The sequence below is a fragment of the Endozoicomonas atrinae genome (assembly GCF_001647025.1).
Taxonomy (GTDB): domain Bacteria; phylum Pseudomonadota; class Gammaproteobacteria; order Pseudomonadales; family Endozoicomonadaceae; genus Endozoicomonas; species Endozoicomonas atrinae.
This window is the reverse complement of record NZ_LUKQ02000030.1, coordinates 1-15,265: the sequence shown is the minus strand read 5'-3', so window position 1 is coordinate 15,265 and position 15,265 is coordinate 1. Positions and strand designations below refer to the sequence as shown.

Genomic DNA, 15,265 nt, shown 5'->3' with positions numbered 1-15,265 from the left:
AAGTGCAGGAAAATTCGACGGGATTTATTCTGCTTTATGGCATAATGCCAAGCTTGTCCTTACTGGCTCTTTTGAAATGAGTGGCAAAGTCCGCCCTTTACATGCCGATGGCACAAGGGGGGCGGGCAGAACTGGCAGAATAAATGTTTAGACCATTACCTTTTTTTATAGGTTTGCGCTATACCCGCGCAAAGCGAAGGAATCATTTTATATCCTTCATCTCCGGAACATCCATGGTGGGGCTGACCCTGGGTGTTTCTGTCCTGATTATTGTGCTGTCAGTGATGAATGGCTTTGATCGAGAGCTCAAGCAGCGGGTACTGGGTATGGTGCCTCATGCAACGATTACAGCTGCTGGTGGTGGTATTGATGACTGGAAGGAGCTGGTAAACACCATTCCAGAAAAAGAAGGCATCGACGCGGCTGCGCCTTTTGTCGATGCCCAGGGTATGCTGACTAACGGTGACCAGGTGAGAGGAACACTGGTTTACGGTATTGACCCTGAGTATGAAAGAAAAGTCTCCATTATTGCTGATCATATGAAGCAGGGAGCACTGGAAGACCTTCAAACTGGAGAGTTTGGTATTCTTCTTGGTGAAATTCTGGCCAATTATCTGGGTGTATCTGTCGGGGATAAAGTAACGATGGTTCTGCCTGAAGCCAGTGTTAATCTTGCTGGTGTTCTGCCTCGCCTTAAACGTTTTACCGTCGTTGGTACGTTCTCTGTGGGTGCGGATGTGGATGGCAATCTGGCTTATGCGCATCGTGAAGATCTGGCCCGTTTTCTGCGTGTTCCTGAAGGGGTGACCGGTATACGCCTCAAAATGGATGATCTTTTTGCAGCACCCAAACTGGCATGGGATGTGGCGGTTACCTTACCCGGGCGTTACTACGTTCAGGACTGGACCCGGACCCATGGCCGCCTGTTCCAGGCGATTCAAATGGAAAAGACCATGGTGGGCCTTCTTCTTACCCTGATTGTTGCTGTTGCAGCTTTTAATATTGTCTCCACGCTGGTGATGGTGGTGACTGATAAACAGGGTGATATTGCCATCCTCAGAACGTTTGGTGCGACGCCCAAAATGATTATGGGGATTTTTATGGTCCAGGGATCCCTGATTGGTGTTATCGGGACGCTTCTTGGGGTTGCCCTGGGGATTGCCGGGGCGCTGAATGTTTCCGAAATCGTCGGTGCTCTGGAAAAATTGCTGGGTATTCACTTTCTGAGCCCTGATGTTTACTTTATCAGCTACCTGCCATCGGAGCTAATGTGGCAGGATGTTGCGGTGATCAGTGTATCCGGTTTGCTGATGAGTTTTCTGGCAACCCTTTATCCGGCATGGCGAGCCTCAAGAACCCAGCCAGCGGAGGCTCTTTGTTATGAATAATCCTGAGAACCGTGTTGTCCTGGAGTGCCGCAGTCTGACCAAAGAGTTTTCTGAAGGTCCTGAAAAGCTTGAGGTGCTCAGAGGGATAGACCTGTTGGTATCACCTTCTGAAAGAGTAGCGATTGTCGGTACTTCAGGCTCAGGAAAAACAACGCTGCTTCAGCTGTTGGCTGGGTTGGATTACCCTTCCCAAGGTGAGGTAATACTCTGTGGCCATCAGTTGATGAATGTATCAGAACAGCAGCAGGGAGAATTGCGCAACCGTCACCTGGGCTTTGTTTATCAGTTCCATCATTTGCTGCCAGAATTTACCGCCCTGGAAAATGTTGCCATGCCATTACTGCTTCGTAAGGAAGTATCCGTGCGGCAGGCAAGAATAAGAGCGGAAAAAATGCTGGGTATGGTGGGGTTGTCTAAAAGAGCCCGCCATAAGCCGGCAGAGCTTTCCGGTGGTGAACGGCAGAGGGTGGCTATTGCCCGTGCATTGGTCGCCAAGCCAGACCTGGTGCTGATGGATGAGCCAACGGGTAACCTGGACCCTCATACCGCCAGCAAGATTCATGAGCTGATGAAATCCCTCAGTAAAAAGCTGACAACCAGTTTTATTGTCGTGACTCATGATATGGCATTTGCCCGACAGATGGATCGAGCATTACGCCTGGAAGATGGGAACCTTGTTCCTGTGCCATAAAAAAAGCCCTCGTCAGAGGGCTTTTTTTATACTTGGATCAACTATTGGTTATCACCACCTATCTTCTCTTCATGGCGTACATAAACCTTAAAAGCGCTGCTTTCTTCTTCTGGTCCGTCATAACCGTCACCGCCTTTGAACCTGCTTTCCGACCACACAAAGTCGTCGGTAGAACTGAAGGTCGAACCTGAATGGTCGGCAATATAGTATGCATTATCACCACCAGTGACTCTGTTCTCATTAGCGATGGCCGATGCTGCGCTGATGGCTAATCCGGCAATGAGGGTCATGGTGGTAGCAGTTCTGATGATCATGGTCCATCCTTTGGATGTTGTTGCTGGCTTTATTTTTATCGTCCGTGGCCTGCTATGAATTAGCGGCTGAATATAAAACCAGGGTAAATATTTTCTTTACACAAGGCTTTGACTATCCGTCAGTCATGCCCACCAGAGATAGCGTCTGGCGGATAGTATCAATCCTGACCTCTCCATAGAGTCCCCACCAGTTGCAGGATTCCAGACAGATATCAACAATAAAGCCCTCCTTGCTCTCTTCAACATGTTTGATGGTATTAAAGCCTTTTGAAGAGTCGGTCATATACTGCAGCAGAAACCAGTTTCCTTTTGCATTGCTTACAAAGCTGTATGCTGCCTGATGATAGAGAGGGCGGTTCAGGGTAATAATATTCACAAAACTTCCCGACGCTTTTTGAGTCCACTCAATGTGCAGGTCGCTATCAGCAAGTTGTAATGTTGTCAGCAACTCTTCAAATGACAGTCTATCTCCTGCTATGGGGAGAAGCGCACTCTGGAAGGACAGTTCTTTCCCATTCCTGATGATATGTTTTGGCGTATACGATAGTTCGATCTGTTCCGGTAAAAACTGTCTGAGCTGCTGCTCTCTTTCCATACTCTCTAAATGCCGGCTGATATCACAAGTGCAGAGCTCTGCTGATTTATTTTCAGGCATTTGAGAGAGCTCTGAGAACTGGTCTCTTACACATGTAATGGGCAGATCAGTGGCATCAAGTGAAAAAGCCTCCGTTGATTCCCTGGATTCACCGGGAATGACCATGCGTAAAAAATTTACGCCGATGCCTTCCATTACACCGGTATAGAGTAGAGCAGGCTTTTGAAAACTGGGTTCATAGCATATGGCGACAGGGCTCAGGTGCCGGTCATTATCCTCAAAAACAGTGACCCCTTCATATTCAATCTGAAAGTCGCTGTAACCACTGTTTTTGGTAGTGCTGAGAACGGTAAAAAAGCGCCCTGATATTGAGTTTATTTTGAGAGAAAAATGTTGGTCATTTGTCGGTTGGTCAATAGTAGACAGAGGTTTTATCACTACAAACTGCCTTTCATTGGAGCCATTACCTGGTACCGAGCAGGCCGTCAGTAAAAACATCAAAATAGAACAGATAAGAGAGGCTAACAGAGGATGCATAGGGTCTTCTTGTTAATCATTGGCTGCGTGTATATTTAAGATTATTTTTATATAAATCGCTGCATATAGATAAAAAGCGACTAATAGAAACTGCTAGACAATCTATATGCTATTTTTGATCGTCATAATCTTACCTTAACAATCATCTGGATTTTTGAACATCACTCTTCTTCTGCATATGGCAAATCTCATCAGGTCTTTTTGATAACGTGTGACGTTTGCCATAAAGCTCTATCAGTACCACAAAGGAAACACCTATGCCTTCGGTGGAAGCGTTAATCAGTCTCAATAGTGACACAGATATTCATTTAGCCACTGAAGACAATGGATTATTGGAACAGTTCTGCAAGACTCGTCAGCAGTCGGTTGATCTTTGCAGACCACTGGAAGTTGAGGATTATGGTTTGCAGGCAGCTGCATTTACCAGTCCCCCGAAATGGCACCTGGCTCATACCAGCTGGTTTTTTGAAACCTTTCTGCTGAAGCCTTTTGCTAAAGAGTACACGGTGTTTCATCCCGCTTATGAAGTGCTGTTTAACTCCTATTACAATGCGATTGGCAAGCAGTATCCAAGGCCTCAACGGGGCTTGTTATCAAGACCCACGGTCAATGAAGTCATGGAGTATCGGCATCATGTTGATCAGGCGATGGACGCATTGCTACAAGCAGCCGTTCATGAACACTACTCGAAAAGGAAAGAGGTTTTTAGGCGAGTACAGCTGGGTGTGCAGCATGAAAAACAACATCAGGAGCTTTTCTTAACAGACCTGAAGTTTTCTCTCTCGAAAAACCCACTCTTTCCCGGCTACTCATCCATTAAGAATGCCAGTCATCAAAGTAACGCTGGTCATTCACAGGGCGCGCAATGGGTCTACTATCAAGGTGGTTTGTTTCAGTTGGGGGCTGGCCAAGACACTGAATCATTCTCTTTTGATAATGAAGGCCCAGCTCATCAGGTATATATCGAGCCCTTTGAGTTATCAGATCGGCTGATCACCAATGCTGAATTTCAGGTTTTCATTGAAGATGGCGGGTATCAGCGCCCGGAGTTCTGGTTATCTGATGGCTGGGCTGAGGTGCAACAGGGTCAATGGCGACAACCGTTATACTGGATAGAAGCTAATGGTTGTCCAATGGAGTTTACACTGCATGGATTGGAGCCCTGGTCACCTGAACAGCCAGTGTGTCACCTGAGTGGCTATGAAGCGGATGCTTATGCTTGCTGGGCCGGTGGCAGGTTACCTACGGAAGCTGAGTGGGAGTTTGCTGCGTGTCAGTATGGTAAGAAAACAATTCTCTCTGAAAACAGGCTGCAACCTACGTCTGTTGATTGTGACCCACACGACCCGTTAAAACAGCTTTATGACAGCTGCTGGCAATGGACATCCAGTGCCTATCGCCCATACCCCGGTTTTAAGGCCGGTGCTGGCGCTATCGGTGAGTACAATGGCAAGTTCATGTGCAATCAATGGGTACTGCGCGGTGGCTCCTGTGTCAGCCCTGTTGATCATCTCAGGCCAACTTACCGGAATTTTTTCTATCCTCGTGATCGCTGGCAGTTCTCTGGTCTGCGTCTGGCAAGAAGTCATTAATAAACCATTCCATTTCTATCTCTGCTACCAATCATACATTTTGACCTGTTGCTATAAGGAACTCTTATGCCTGAATCAGCCATTATGGAGATGAATAATGTTAATTTTCAAAATCATCATCCTGTCAATAATGATAAAAAAGAGATTCTTGAAGGTTTGCTACGTCCACAGAAGATGCTGAATCCAAAATTTTTTTATGATCATCATGGTTCGGTATTATTTGAAAAAATTACCCAGCAGCCGGAATACTATCCGACACGAACTGAGCGAAAACTATTAAAGAAAAATGCAGGATCTATTGCGGACTGCTGTGGTACAGAAAGCATTATGCTGGAACCAGGAAGTGGCAGCAGTGAAAAGGTTCGTATTTTGCTGGATAGCCTGCGGCCTAAAGCTTATATCCCAATGGATATTGCCGGAGATTTTTTGCTGGAATCTGCCATTAAACTGGGAGAGCAGTTTCCATGGCTCGATATTCATGCGGTGTGTGCTGATTTTTCACAGCCTGGTTGGATACCAGAGAGCATTCCAGAGGGTAAGCGGCTGGTATTCTATCCAGGCTCTACCTTTGGCAATCTTCAGCCTGAAAAAGCCCTGGATTTCCTTGAGAATCTGAAAATGTTTTTGAATGGTAGTGGTGGGGTATTAATAGGGATTGACTTGCATAAACCGGAGTCGCTGCTGAATGCCGCCTATAACGACAGGAAAGGAATTACTGCACAGTTTAACTTGAATGTGCTGAATAATATTAATCAACTAGCTGAGGGTGATTTTGATCCAGCTAATTTTGAGCATTATGCATTTTATAATACCAGTCAACAGCGTATTGAAATGCATCTGGTCAGTCAGTGTGATCAAAGGGTTACTATTGATGGAGAAACCATTGCTTTCAATAAGTACGAAACCATACATACTGAGAGTTCTTATAAATACACACTGGATGGATTCGCGACGTTGGTGGCCAATGTCGGATTTCAGGTAGTTAATAGTTGGGTAGATGAGGAGAGTCTATTTAGTGTTAACTATCTGGAGCTGTAAAAAAGTGCATGAATATTTTTAACCCACTGAGACCATAACCTGATTATCCATCATCCATTATGATGGCATTGATGAACTTGATCAGATCATGGCTAATTGTATTCAATGCGCAGACTGCAATAAGGTTCAGGCTGTAGTGGTTTTGAATCCAGCTTCCTCGTCTTCAGGAGGTTCTCCATCACCTTCTGAACCGACTATAAGGTCATTCAAACTTTCAGATAATGCCAGTGGTGCGGTTTTATTGTCTGTTGATTTGTCGTCACTGTCATTGGTATCAGTGAAAAAATTATCGGTAAGTGAAGCTTCAAATCGGACTGATTTCATAGGCTGTGTTTCATGAGTATTTGAGGCCTGAGAGGAGTCATCTATAGAAGCTGGAGTATATGATTGAGTATTATGCAGTAATATGGGCAACTCTTCATTCGATTGCTGCACTCTAGCAATTTCCCTTTTAGCGCGTTCGAGCAATGGTATTTCTTCAGGAATTGATGGCTGCTGTAATGTAGCCTGATCTTCAACCTTTGATTCATTGTTTGCCGCTCTTTGTGTAAAGTATTGAATCAGTCGTTTATCAACTTTCAAGGCTATGAGTATGTCAATAATTAGGGCGACACTTAATAGGCCGGAAGTGGTTCCGGGTACATCAACATCCAAGTCAGCTACTCCCTTTAGAAGGGCCGGGCCTATTAAAGCAGGTGCAGTTATCACCGTCATACTGATATACCTAACAACGTCACATGCTGTGACAGAGTGGCATTTTGCTCTTAGATCCGGACAGCAAGACTTATCAACGGTTAATGAGTGGTTTTCAGGAGTTGACGTCAACCCCTCTGTTTTTGTTCCTGGAACAGGTTCAATGGCATCCTGCTGGTTTTTTTGATTGGCTAACCTTTCACCTATACGTTTACTCTGTTCAATATTTTCATATCTTTCATTATTAGCCTCACCTGCTGTTGAAAAACATGCTGTTAAAATCGGTATATTAAAGTTCATAGAAACCCTCATGTGCATCAGTGAATTAAATTTAAAAATCCATTTCTGATACGACAGTGGCCGAATTTAATGTTGCTCAATATTATTTGTTGTTTGTAAAGTGATATCCCGATTCCATTGAAAGAAATAATCGGCATTCTGCCTTAACACCCTGTACCCTAGTGTATTGACTGAGTATTGCAGTCAATTGCTCAGTCGTCCAGAGGTGAATAAACCCTTTTGTCTTTTAAAAAATGGTAAAATATCCAGCATTTGAATCTCTGATGCTTGACTATTTTTTAGAAAAAAATGAACTGGGAATATCTTATGTTTACTCTTAGTAAGTAGGTGGGGGAATTTGAATTATCTTTCGTTGTTTTTTATTCTTCGCTATTTTATATAATAAAAGTGTATACGTATATAATTAAGAAATTAAATTGATTTTAGTTAAGTTCAACTTTAACTAAAAAGTGGTTTTTGCTGTGTCATTTTGGAAATGATACCAGAGCATTTATCAGTGCGTGGATAATAGAACGCCAATTTGTTTAGCAGAATGACCTTATAAGTTCCGAGAATTTATCAGCAGACGACGATAAGAAAGCCCGGGACACCGGGCTTTTAATCCATTTTACTCCCTATCAGGCATCAGGGTTATCAGACTCTCTCAATCGTTCCTGCCGTTTCTGCTCTTCAGCCATAACTGCTTTAATTTCTGCCAGCACAGAATCAACATCCGCTGCCTGTTCCACCTCTGCAAACAGGCCGGTCAGTTCGGTTTCCGGTGTCAGCTCTCCATCTTCATAGAGTGCCCACATCTCCTTGGCATACTGGCTGTTCAGAAGTTCCGGAGCAAACTGTCCGTAATATTCCGTGATGTTGTTAATATCCCTGGCGAGCATGGAACGGGCATGGTTATTTGCCGAGGCATCCACGGCCTGGGGCAGGTCGATAATTACCGGACCGTACTCATCCACCAGAACATTGAACTCCGACAGGTCACCATGAACCAGGCCAGCACAGAGCATCAGCATCACATAATGCATCATGGTGGCATGGTCTTCACGGGCCTGTTCAGCAGACATAGTCACTTCCCCAAGGCGCGGGGCAACCTGGCCTTCGTCATCAGTGACCAGCTCCATCAACAGTACGCCATCGAGGCAAATATAAGGTTGTGGGACTCTTACGCCAGCTCTTGCCAGACGGAACAGGGCATCAACCTCGGCACTCTGCCAGGTCTCTTCCTGCTGCTTACGGCCATATTTGGAGCCTTTCTCAATGGCGCGCTGCCTTCGGCTGTTGCGCTCTTTGCGGCCTTCCTGATACTGGACTGCCTTTTTAAAGCTGCGCTTGGCCGCTTCCTTATATACCTTGGCGCAGCGGATTTCATCTCCACAGCGCACCACATAGACATCGGCTTCTTTACCACTCATTAGCTGGCGGAGTACTTCATCCACCAGTCCTTCATCAACCAGAGGTTGGATTCGTTTCGGGGTTCTCATAAGGAACTTTTACCTTATTTGAACCCGTGAGGGAATAGCGCTTTTGGTAATAAACGTTGGGGAGAGCGCATGACAGGCCTGTACTTTATTTCTTCTCAGGCAGCATGACGGTAACCGGCTCGTTTTCCACGCCGGTAAAAGTGACAATCAGGTCACAGGGAGTTTTGCTGATACAGCGGCCATTGTGGGCTGTATTTACCACTTCATAGATGGCTTCACCAGTTTCATAGTGGTTTTTCTGGCCGTCTTTCAGGGTAACTTCCATGGTTCCTGTGATGGTAAAACCGTAGCCAGGGTAAGGATGGTAATGCCAGCCGGTTTCACCACCAGAGGGAATTGATATTCTCAAGGTTTTTACCATTGGCTTTTTGGTTTTTGGGTAGCGCATGGGGCTGCTATCATCGGTGACCACTTGGGCTTTGATGGTGTTAACTTGCAGTTTGCCACCGTACTCTTTTTCATGATCAGGGCAGGCAACGAGGGTTGTAGTGCTAATGGCCATTATCAGGGGGAGTGCAAATCTGAACATGGGGTTCTCCTTGACGAGGTCATCTAATGATAGACACCCGCTTCAGGACATGGGTTCAATTCTAGATTTCTTAATAACTCTTGGTTAGTAGTCGCCAATATTTGTTGCCAAGATGGCAACATTATGTCTATAGAGATAGTAGAGTAGTCCTTTAATTGTTTTTCCATTCTAATGATTTTTACAATTCTCCGAAAATATGGATCTTATTTCGGAATTAAGGCAGTGGATTAACTATTACTATAGTTCCAAAAAATATACTGATCATACCAAGGTGCTTAGGAAAGGTGCGAATAAGTCCACCCTCATCTTCGGAAACCCTTGGTATTACTGATGCTGTTTTTGGGAAAAGGGACTTATTCGCAGCTTCCTTAGGGCTGCTTTGTCCCTTTTATAGGTACTAAGTTTCAGTTTTAAACCCTAAGAAACATCGCATCTCATTCAGGCTTATGTGGATTGACTGGATATCCCAATACGACAAAATATTGCCTTCACGGATCAATGTGGACTTAATCTCATCAAATAATTTCGGGGCAGAATCTCCCATACGCTTTAAGACCATTTGTTTAAGAGCCTTAAAGATATGTTCTTGTGTGTATGTAGTATAGAACTGCATGCCCATGGAAAGCATATGTATTCCATGTTCAATAGCAGACGTAACATGTTGAGTGGGGTAACCAGCCTTTGAATAGTCACCGTTAATTGAATGAAAGTATTCAATACTGGTCGCTTGAATCTGGCATAGCCCATTGTTTATATGATCAATATAGGATGGTTGAAGCATTTGCTGTGGTACAAAGTTAAAACACTCGGAGATATATTGGGGGTTAATAACTATATAAGTTATCGGGGAGGGCATTTGAGGTGCTACTTGTAGTTGTTGAGATACAGCGATCTGGAAGGAAGGTATTTGGCGGCAGCTATATTGTTCAGTTGATGCTGCTGTTTGTATCACATCACTGGAACCAGATAAAAGCTTAGTACCCGCTTCTATAGTTTCTGCTGCTGTTATAATATTTTCTTGTTTTGTTGAATTATCTGGTTTGTTTTCGGAAACCGGTAAATTCTGTGGAGTAGGCCTGTTAATTTCGTCGCGTTGATTGTTCTGTAGAATTAAGTCAGTACTTTCTGCCTCAACTGATATGCTCTGTTCTATTTCATCATCTTTCAGGTCAGCAGTGTCAGATAAGTTTGCAGCTGCTTCTTGCTCCACAGATTCTCTGGAGGTTGACGTGCTGTATTTTTGCTCCCATTGCTTGATTATATGGTCTACCTTATTTCCAATTGTTAATTCTCGCTTTGTTTTTATTTCCGGATGATTCAGTAATGACTCAGAAAACCATTGGCTGAACATGCATAGATAATGCTGGTAGTTTGCTGAAAATACCGGGTCTTCTTCTGCTTTATGGAAAACCGTCTTAAGTGCTGCTTTCAGTCGGGTTCTTGTATGAGAGCACGAAGGAACCGGTATGCAGAGATAGAGTGCTTCAATAAGCTGGAGGTCTGCGTAAGCAATGTCTGGTTTGTTTTCAATGAATCCGAGTTCATACCCCCATGTTCTGCTTGCAGTTAGCTGCCATAATGATCGCTGGTCTTCTCGTAAAATACACTCATAGGGGCTGTTTTTTTCACAGGTTTTCCGGTGTTTTGCCATGTCCTTTGCAATAGCTGCATAATTGTGAGCTCCATGTATTCTTTCGCTACGCTGATATGCCTTGATGACAGGCTGAAAATATTCAGTAAAAATGATGGTTTTTACTGTTTTAAGGCGTTTGGTGATACTCCCACTTGCACTACGCTGTATTAATCGAGATTCATTCTGTAAAATTGGCAGTAGCTCTCTGGCGGCGGTATCAAGGTTTCTGTCACTGGGGTTCTGTGGTTTCAGATATTTATCAAAAATTTCATTAAAATGTTCGTACGTTGCTGCGACACCAGATGTCGTCAGTCCTGGTTGTTTTCTTGATTTCTTTGCTTCGTTCCAGAGTGCAAGGCAATCCTTTTCAAGCATGCCTCTTTTTCCGAGACTGACTATGACCCCCTGTGTATCCCGAGCCAAATAGCGATGCCAGGTCTCCCTGTCTCGACAGGCGCAGAGAATATGCCTTGCTGAGGCTGTCATCATGACTTTCATATCTCTTCTCAGCGCGGGCAGGTTTTCCAATGCATCGTGAAAATAATCGAAGAAAACATCCAGTGTTTTAATCAGGCTAACAAATTGCTGTATGGTTCTGATTGAGTTTAGATTTACAAGTATTTTGGAAAACTCATTGTCCAGTATATCTTCGAGGGTCCTACGGACTTCACAGAACTCGAATTCACGCTCATAGTCATCATCAAAAATCATTCGTGAACAGGCGGTCAGGTCGTTATGCTGTAATGCATCCTTTCCATCAAGGTAGGTATATTCCCCTCGTAATGTTAATCTATCAGGCCGGTTCTGTTCGAGCAGCTTTTCAAGTTTTTGAATATCTGAGCTAAATCCTTGTCTCTCTCGCTGAGTGCAATAGGAGTATGACTCGCAAAACCTAATAGCTCTTTTAACACTGTTAATGTAAAAAACGAGTCCATTTCTATTGGGAATAACGGTTCTGAATTCTATGTAGCGAATTTCAGCAGAAAGCAGATCGCAGTATACTTCTCTGACTCTGGAAATAAATGGCTTCGTCGATGGTGTGTCATCTTCTCTCAAGAGTGTATTGCTGAGGCATTCCTTGAGCGCATTTATGCAACCTTTTGTCTGTATTCGTGCGCTTTTCAAATCAACCCAGTTAAAAAAAGGTGTAATAGCTAACTGAAGTACTGGTCGGAATTTTGAGCGGGCATATTTGAATTCAGGGGAATATTTTTCCAGCAGCTGAGTTTGTTGTTCATACTTTTTGACTATTTTGATAGGGAGTTCTTTGGGAGGAGCTATGGTTTGAAAATCTACAGTAAACGTTTCAGCTTCTTCTTTGAGTATACCTACCTGATAATCAATATCTTCTTTGAACCGTGCATCGATACGACCATAAGGCGTATGTCTTATCTGTGTATTTTGAGCAGGCTTGCTGGTTAATGGTTGAACATCTGTATATGTCCTGTGCAACCTGCGTGGTTTTTTTTGGGGGGCAGATAGAGCTTCGGAGAGTTGGGCTTCCTGCTTTGGAATAAAAGGTGTATCCACATTCTTTCTTGGTTTCGAATGGTAGACTCTTCTTCCTTTAGAATGAGCTATCTCATCTGAATAATCGTTGTGATCCCTGATAGTAGGTGGATTATCTTGCACGGCCTTGTAATGGGTGCTGACTCCTTTGTCTATATTCATAAGAAACTGCCATACAACTAAATTGAGTATTATAAACCATGTGAAATTTTTAGCTAATGCTAGATTGGCAGAAAAAATAGCTTTTTTTTGTATGGATTACAGTATTAAAGTACATTGAGTTTTCTATGGTGACAGTGTTTACGATATGTATTTTCAGAAAAAACATATCGCTTGGTCTAATCCATTTTTTTAATACAGTGTATTCAGTGTCGCTTTCAAAACCAGATTAGTAACGGATTGCATCTGCCAGCCCTATCAGGTTTCTGAATATATTTTAACGCGTGGGCTTGTAAAGATTTGACTTTATTTTCTACAGGAAGTGTTCAATGGCTGGCTGTCTTGTTTGAGTTTTAGGAGCTTTAAAGACATGAAGGCATGTTATTTTTATAAAAACGCCAGTTATTGCGATTTGATGAGTTTTTCTGAGCCAGAATGGGAGTCTTGTAAGGCGCATCAAGGGGCTCCATGATGCGCAGAACTCAGGCTCTAGCTTCTTTGCTTTTGTGCCAACGGATTAACCATATTTGGCAAGGCTAAAGCGGGAAGAACCTTTGGGATATACAGCGAGCAGACGATGGAAGTGGTCAGCACAGCAGCAATCACCATCAGGGAGACAGGTGTGGGTATGGCCCAGGCAGTGTCCAGCAGGAGCATTTTTATACCCACGAAACCCAGCATGCCTGCCAGTCCAAAGTGTAGATATTTAAAGCGCTCCATCAGGCTTTCCAGGACAAAGAACAGCGATCTTAAACCCAGCAGGGCCATAACGTTAGCGGTATACACCAGAAAGGGATCGGTGGTAACGGCAAAGATGGCCGGTTATAGAGTCAATGGCAAACATCAGGTCACTGAGCTCTACTACTATGACTACCAGTAGCAGGGGAGTTGCCAGCAGGCGACCGTTCTCACGTACCCAGAAAGCGGCGTCCCGGAAATCATCGGTCATAGGCAGGTGGCTGGACAGAGATCGAATCAAACGGTTATCACCAATATCCTGGGATGGCTTGAAGAACGCCATTTTGAGGGCACTCAGAATGAGCAGAACCCCAAACACGTAGAGTAACCAATGGTATTTGGCAATCAGAGCGCTGCCCACAACAATCATAATGCCGCGCATGATCAGAGCGCCTACGACGCCATAGAACAGTACTTTATGCTGATAAGCCCTTGGTACTGCAAAGGCACTGAAGATCATGGCAAAGACAAACAGGTTGTCGATACTCAGGGACTTTTCAATCAGGTATCCGGTAGTAAAGGCCAGAGCGGCTTCCTGATTGGTCAGCAGGCTGGCTGGATTAATGGCTTCCCAGAAGAAGTAGATGATCGCATTAAAAATAATTGCACAGCCAATCCAGAAGGCACTCCAGCCAAGGGCATGGCGAAGTGAAACTTCTTTGTTATCTCTGTGGAGATAAAGGTCGAGAGCCAGCATGGCCAGCACAAATATATTGAAGCCAATAATTGGCCACGTTGAGTTCAGCACGGTATGTCTCCTGCCAGAGCGTGTGCAATGAAGCACCCTGGTCATTGGGTATTGTGCTGGTCTCGTCAAAGCGTGTGAGGCTCACCATTACCGGGATTGCTCCGTACTGACGATAATGGTTCCACTTAGGGTGGGTGACTACTCCCCAACGATGCAAATCAATTAACAGTCAGTGACTGTTACTGCACGGGTAATAGTGTCTGTTGTCGGCGATGTCTTTTTCTAAGCAGTCGTTCGCGTTGTTTATCCGGGTGACGGTTATCATTATTCAGGTAGTAAGCGTCATCTTTGTACATTGTTTTTATAAGCCTTTGGGTAAGCAGGCCAATCAGAACGTCCATTAGTTATTAACTCATTTCGGGAACATGCGCCTATCTAAAGGTATACCCGGAATATAGTCAATAGCTATTTTGTCAGGTGAGGGTAATGGTTAGTCGAGCTGCTCATAACATAACCGCCTGTGCTGGCAGGCAGTTATGCGGATGCCGGTAAGCTATTCAGAGCAGAGTGTCGGTAATGTTACTGACCAGTTGATGTAGCAGGCGAGTCCTTGCTTCCAGTGTTGCCCAGGCAATGTGTGGTGTGATGATCAGATTGTCCGGTTTATTAATGATCAGAGGATAATCCTTCGGTGGGGGTTCTGTGGTGATGACATCCACTGCAGCCCCGGCAATTTCCCCATTATTAAGGGCCGTGATGAGGTCTCCTTCATTAACGATACCACCCCTGGCAGTATTGATCAGAATGGCAGAGGGTTTCATCTGCTGGAGCTCTGTCATGGAAAACAGGTCCCGGGTTGCTTCCGTCAGCGGGCAGTGAATGCTGATCGCATCGGATTCTTTGATGACCTGGTCAAAAGGCGTTCTTCCCGGACGGATATGGGTGGCATTCTTCTGTTCTGCGATCAGAACATGCATACCAAAGGCTCTGGCAAGGTGTTCTACGGATTTTGCCAGATTGCCATAGCCAACCAGTCCCATGGTTTTTCCCGTCAGCTCCATCATCGGGAAATCAAACAGGCAGAAAGAACGGCTTGTACTCCATTGACCGGTGCTAACCCGCTGGTTGTATTGGCTGGCATGGGTAGTAAGTTCCAGCAGAACATTGAACACCAGCTGGGCCACACTGCTGCCGGCATAACCCACCACGTTTTTCACTTCGATGCCACGGGCTTCTGCGGTTTTCAGGTCCACGTTATACCAATTCCATTTTTAAATTATGAAATAACAGCCCATGAACGGGAGCATAGACTTTTCAATCGGCCAACTTCAGAAAGTAATTCATTCCATGCCTCACAGCATTTATTGATAATATCTTCATAGT

At 44.5% G+C, this 15,265-nt stretch carries 14 protein-coding genes; 4 read left to right on the top strand and 10 right to left on the bottom strand.

From position 1 onward, the window contains the following. Positions 1-143 precede the first annotated feature (143 nt). Complete coding sequence (locus AK963_RS06290; RefSeq protein WP_066014612.1) at positions 144-1,388, top strand: lipoprotein-releasing ABC transporter permease subunit; 1,245 nt, start codon at positions 144-146, stop codon at positions 1,386-1,388. Further along, positions 1,381-2,079 carry a lipoprotein-releasing ABC transporter ATP-binding protein LolD gene (gene lolD / locus AK963_RS06285; RefSeq protein WP_066014611.1) on the top strand — a complete coding sequence of 233 codons (699 nt, stop codon included), beginning with the start codon at positions 1,381-1,383 and terminating at the stop codon, positions 2,077-2,079. The genes AK963_RS06290 and lolD overlap by 8 nt, the downstream gene beginning before the upstream one ends. A 41-nt stretch (positions 2,080-2,120) precedes the next feature. Here the strand turns inward: lolD and AK963_RS06280 are convergent, their stop codons facing one another. Together AK963_RS06280 and AK963_RS06275 are read right to left on the bottom strand one after the other, a co-directional pair. Next, positions 2,121-2,393 (bottom strand): hypothetical protein, encoded by a 273-nt coding sequence (locus tag AK963_RS06280; protein WP_066014610.1) that lies wholly within the window; start codon positions 2,391-2,393, stop codon positions 2,121-2,123. Between the two features lie 112 nt (positions 2,394-2,505). Next, entirely contained in the window at positions 2,506-3,525 is a 1,020-nt protein-coding gene (locus AK963_RS06275; RefSeq protein WP_066014609.1) for a hypothetical protein, read from the bottom strand. Between the two features lie 257 nt (positions 3,526-3,782). On the opposite strand from AK963_RS06275, the gene egtB reads away from it, so the two are divergent. After that, positions 3,783-5,117, top strand: coding sequence for an ergothioneine biosynthesis protein EgtB (gene egtB, locus AK963_RS06270; protein ID WP_083232499.1), 1,335 nt, complete (start codon positions 3,783-3,785; stop codon positions 5,115-5,117). Between the two features lie 66 nt (positions 5,118-5,183). Then, entirely contained in the window at positions 5,184-6,155 is a 972-nt protein-coding gene (gene egtD, locus AK963_RS06265) for an L-histidine N(alpha)-methyltransferase (RefSeq protein WP_066014608.1), read from the top strand. A 126-nt stretch (positions 6,156-6,281) separates the two neighbouring features. On the opposite strand, the gene AK963_RS06260 is transcribed toward egtD, so the two are convergent. The 8 genes from AK963_RS06260 to AK963_RS06235 all read right to left on the bottom strand — a co-directional run bounded on the left by AK963_RS06260 (position 6,282) and on the right by AK963_RS06235 (position 15,135). Next, entirely contained in the window at positions 6,282-7,148 is an 867-nt protein-coding gene (locus AK963_RS06260; RefSeq protein WP_066014607.1) for a hypothetical protein, read from the bottom strand. Positions 7,149-7,765: 617 nt separating this feature from the next. Then, on the bottom strand, positions 7,766-8,626 hold the full coding sequence (locus AK963_RS06255) for a PA4780 family RIO1-like protein kinase (protein ID WP_066014606.1): 861 nt from the start codon (positions 8,624-8,626) through the stop codon (positions 7,766-7,768). A gap of 85 nt (positions 8,627-8,711) precedes the next feature. Continuing rightward, entirely contained in the window at positions 8,712-9,155 is a 444-nt protein-coding gene (locus tag AK963_RS06250; RefSeq protein WP_083232498.1) for a cupin domain-containing protein, read from the bottom strand. A gap of 397 nt (positions 9,156-9,552) precedes the next feature. Next, on the bottom strand, positions 9,553-12,459 hold the full coding sequence (locus AK963_RS06245; RefSeq protein ID WP_139117273.1) for a hypothetical protein: 2,907 nt from the start codon (positions 12,457-12,459) through the stop codon (positions 9,553-9,555). A 486-nt stretch (positions 12,460-12,945) separates the two neighbouring features. Next, complete coding sequence (locus tag AK963_RS36565) at positions 12,946-13,224, bottom strand: TerC family protein (protein ID WP_274520500.1); 279 nt, start codon at positions 13,222-13,224, stop codon at positions 12,946-12,948. Positions 13,225-13,228: 4 nt separating this feature from the next. Continuing rightward, positions 13,229-13,942 (bottom strand): TerC/Alx family metal homeostasis membrane protein, encoded by a 714-nt coding sequence (locus AK963_RS06240; RefSeq protein WP_274520499.1) that lies wholly within the window; start codon positions 13,940-13,942, stop codon positions 13,229-13,231. Positions 13,943-14,121: 179 nt separating this feature from the next. Next, positions 14,122-14,283 (bottom strand): hypothetical protein, encoded by a 162-nt coding sequence (locus tag AK963_RS33130; RefSeq protein WP_175404452.1) that lies wholly within the window; start codon positions 14,281-14,283, stop codon positions 14,122-14,124. A gap of 156 nt (positions 14,284-14,439) precedes the next feature. Beyond that, positions 14,440-15,135, bottom strand: a complete 696-nt coding sequence (locus tag AK963_RS06235; RefSeq protein WP_238593654.1) for an NAD(P)-dependent oxidoreductase — start codon at positions 15,133-15,135, stop codon at positions 14,440-14,442. Positions 15,136-15,265: the final 130 nt, after the last annotated feature.

Coding starts and splice junctions, on each gene's coding strand:
- egtB (WP_083232499.1), top strand. CDS start 3,783: ATGCCTTCGGTGGAAGCGTTAATCAGTCTCAATAGTGACACAGATATT.
- AK963_RS36565 (WP_274520500.1), bottom strand. CDS start 13,224: ATGGCCCTGCTGGGTTTAAGATCGCTGTTCTTTGTCCTGGAAAGCCTG.
- egtD (WP_066014608.1), top strand. CDS start 5,184: ATGCCTGAATCAGCCATTATGGAGATGAATAATGTTAATTTTCAAAAT.
- AK963_RS06290 (WP_066014612.1), top strand. CDS start 144: ATGTTTAGACCATTACCTTTTTTTATAGGTTTGCGCTATACCCGCGCA.
- AK963_RS06250 (WP_083232498.1), bottom strand. CDS start 9,155: ATGTTCAGATTTGCACTCCCCCTGATAATGGCCATTAGCACTACAACC.
- AK963_RS06255 (WP_066014606.1), bottom strand. CDS start 8,626: ATGAGAACCCCGAAACGAATCCAACCTCTGGTTGATGAAGGACTGGTG.
- AK963_RS06280 (WP_066014610.1), bottom strand. CDS start 2,393: ATGATCATCAGAACTGCTACCACCATGACCCTCATTGCCGGATTAGCC.
- AK963_RS06275 (WP_066014609.1), bottom strand. CDS start 3,525: ATGCATCCTCTGTTAGCCTCTCTTATCTGTTCTATTTTGATGTTTTTA.
- lolD (WP_066014611.1), top strand. CDS start 1,381: ATGAATAATCCTGAGAACCGTGTTGTCCTGGAGTGCCGCAGTCTGACC.
- AK963_RS33130 (WP_175404452.1), bottom strand. CDS start 14,283: ATGGACGTTCTGATTGGCCTGCTTACCCAAAGGCTTATAAAAACAATG.
- AK963_RS06260 (WP_066014607.1), bottom strand. CDS start 7,148: ATGAACTTTAATATACCGATTTTAACAGCATGTTTTTCAACAGCAGGT.
- AK963_RS06245 (WP_139117273.1), bottom strand. CDS start 12,459: ATGAATATAGACAAAGGAGTCAGCACCCATTACAAGGCCGTGCAAGAT.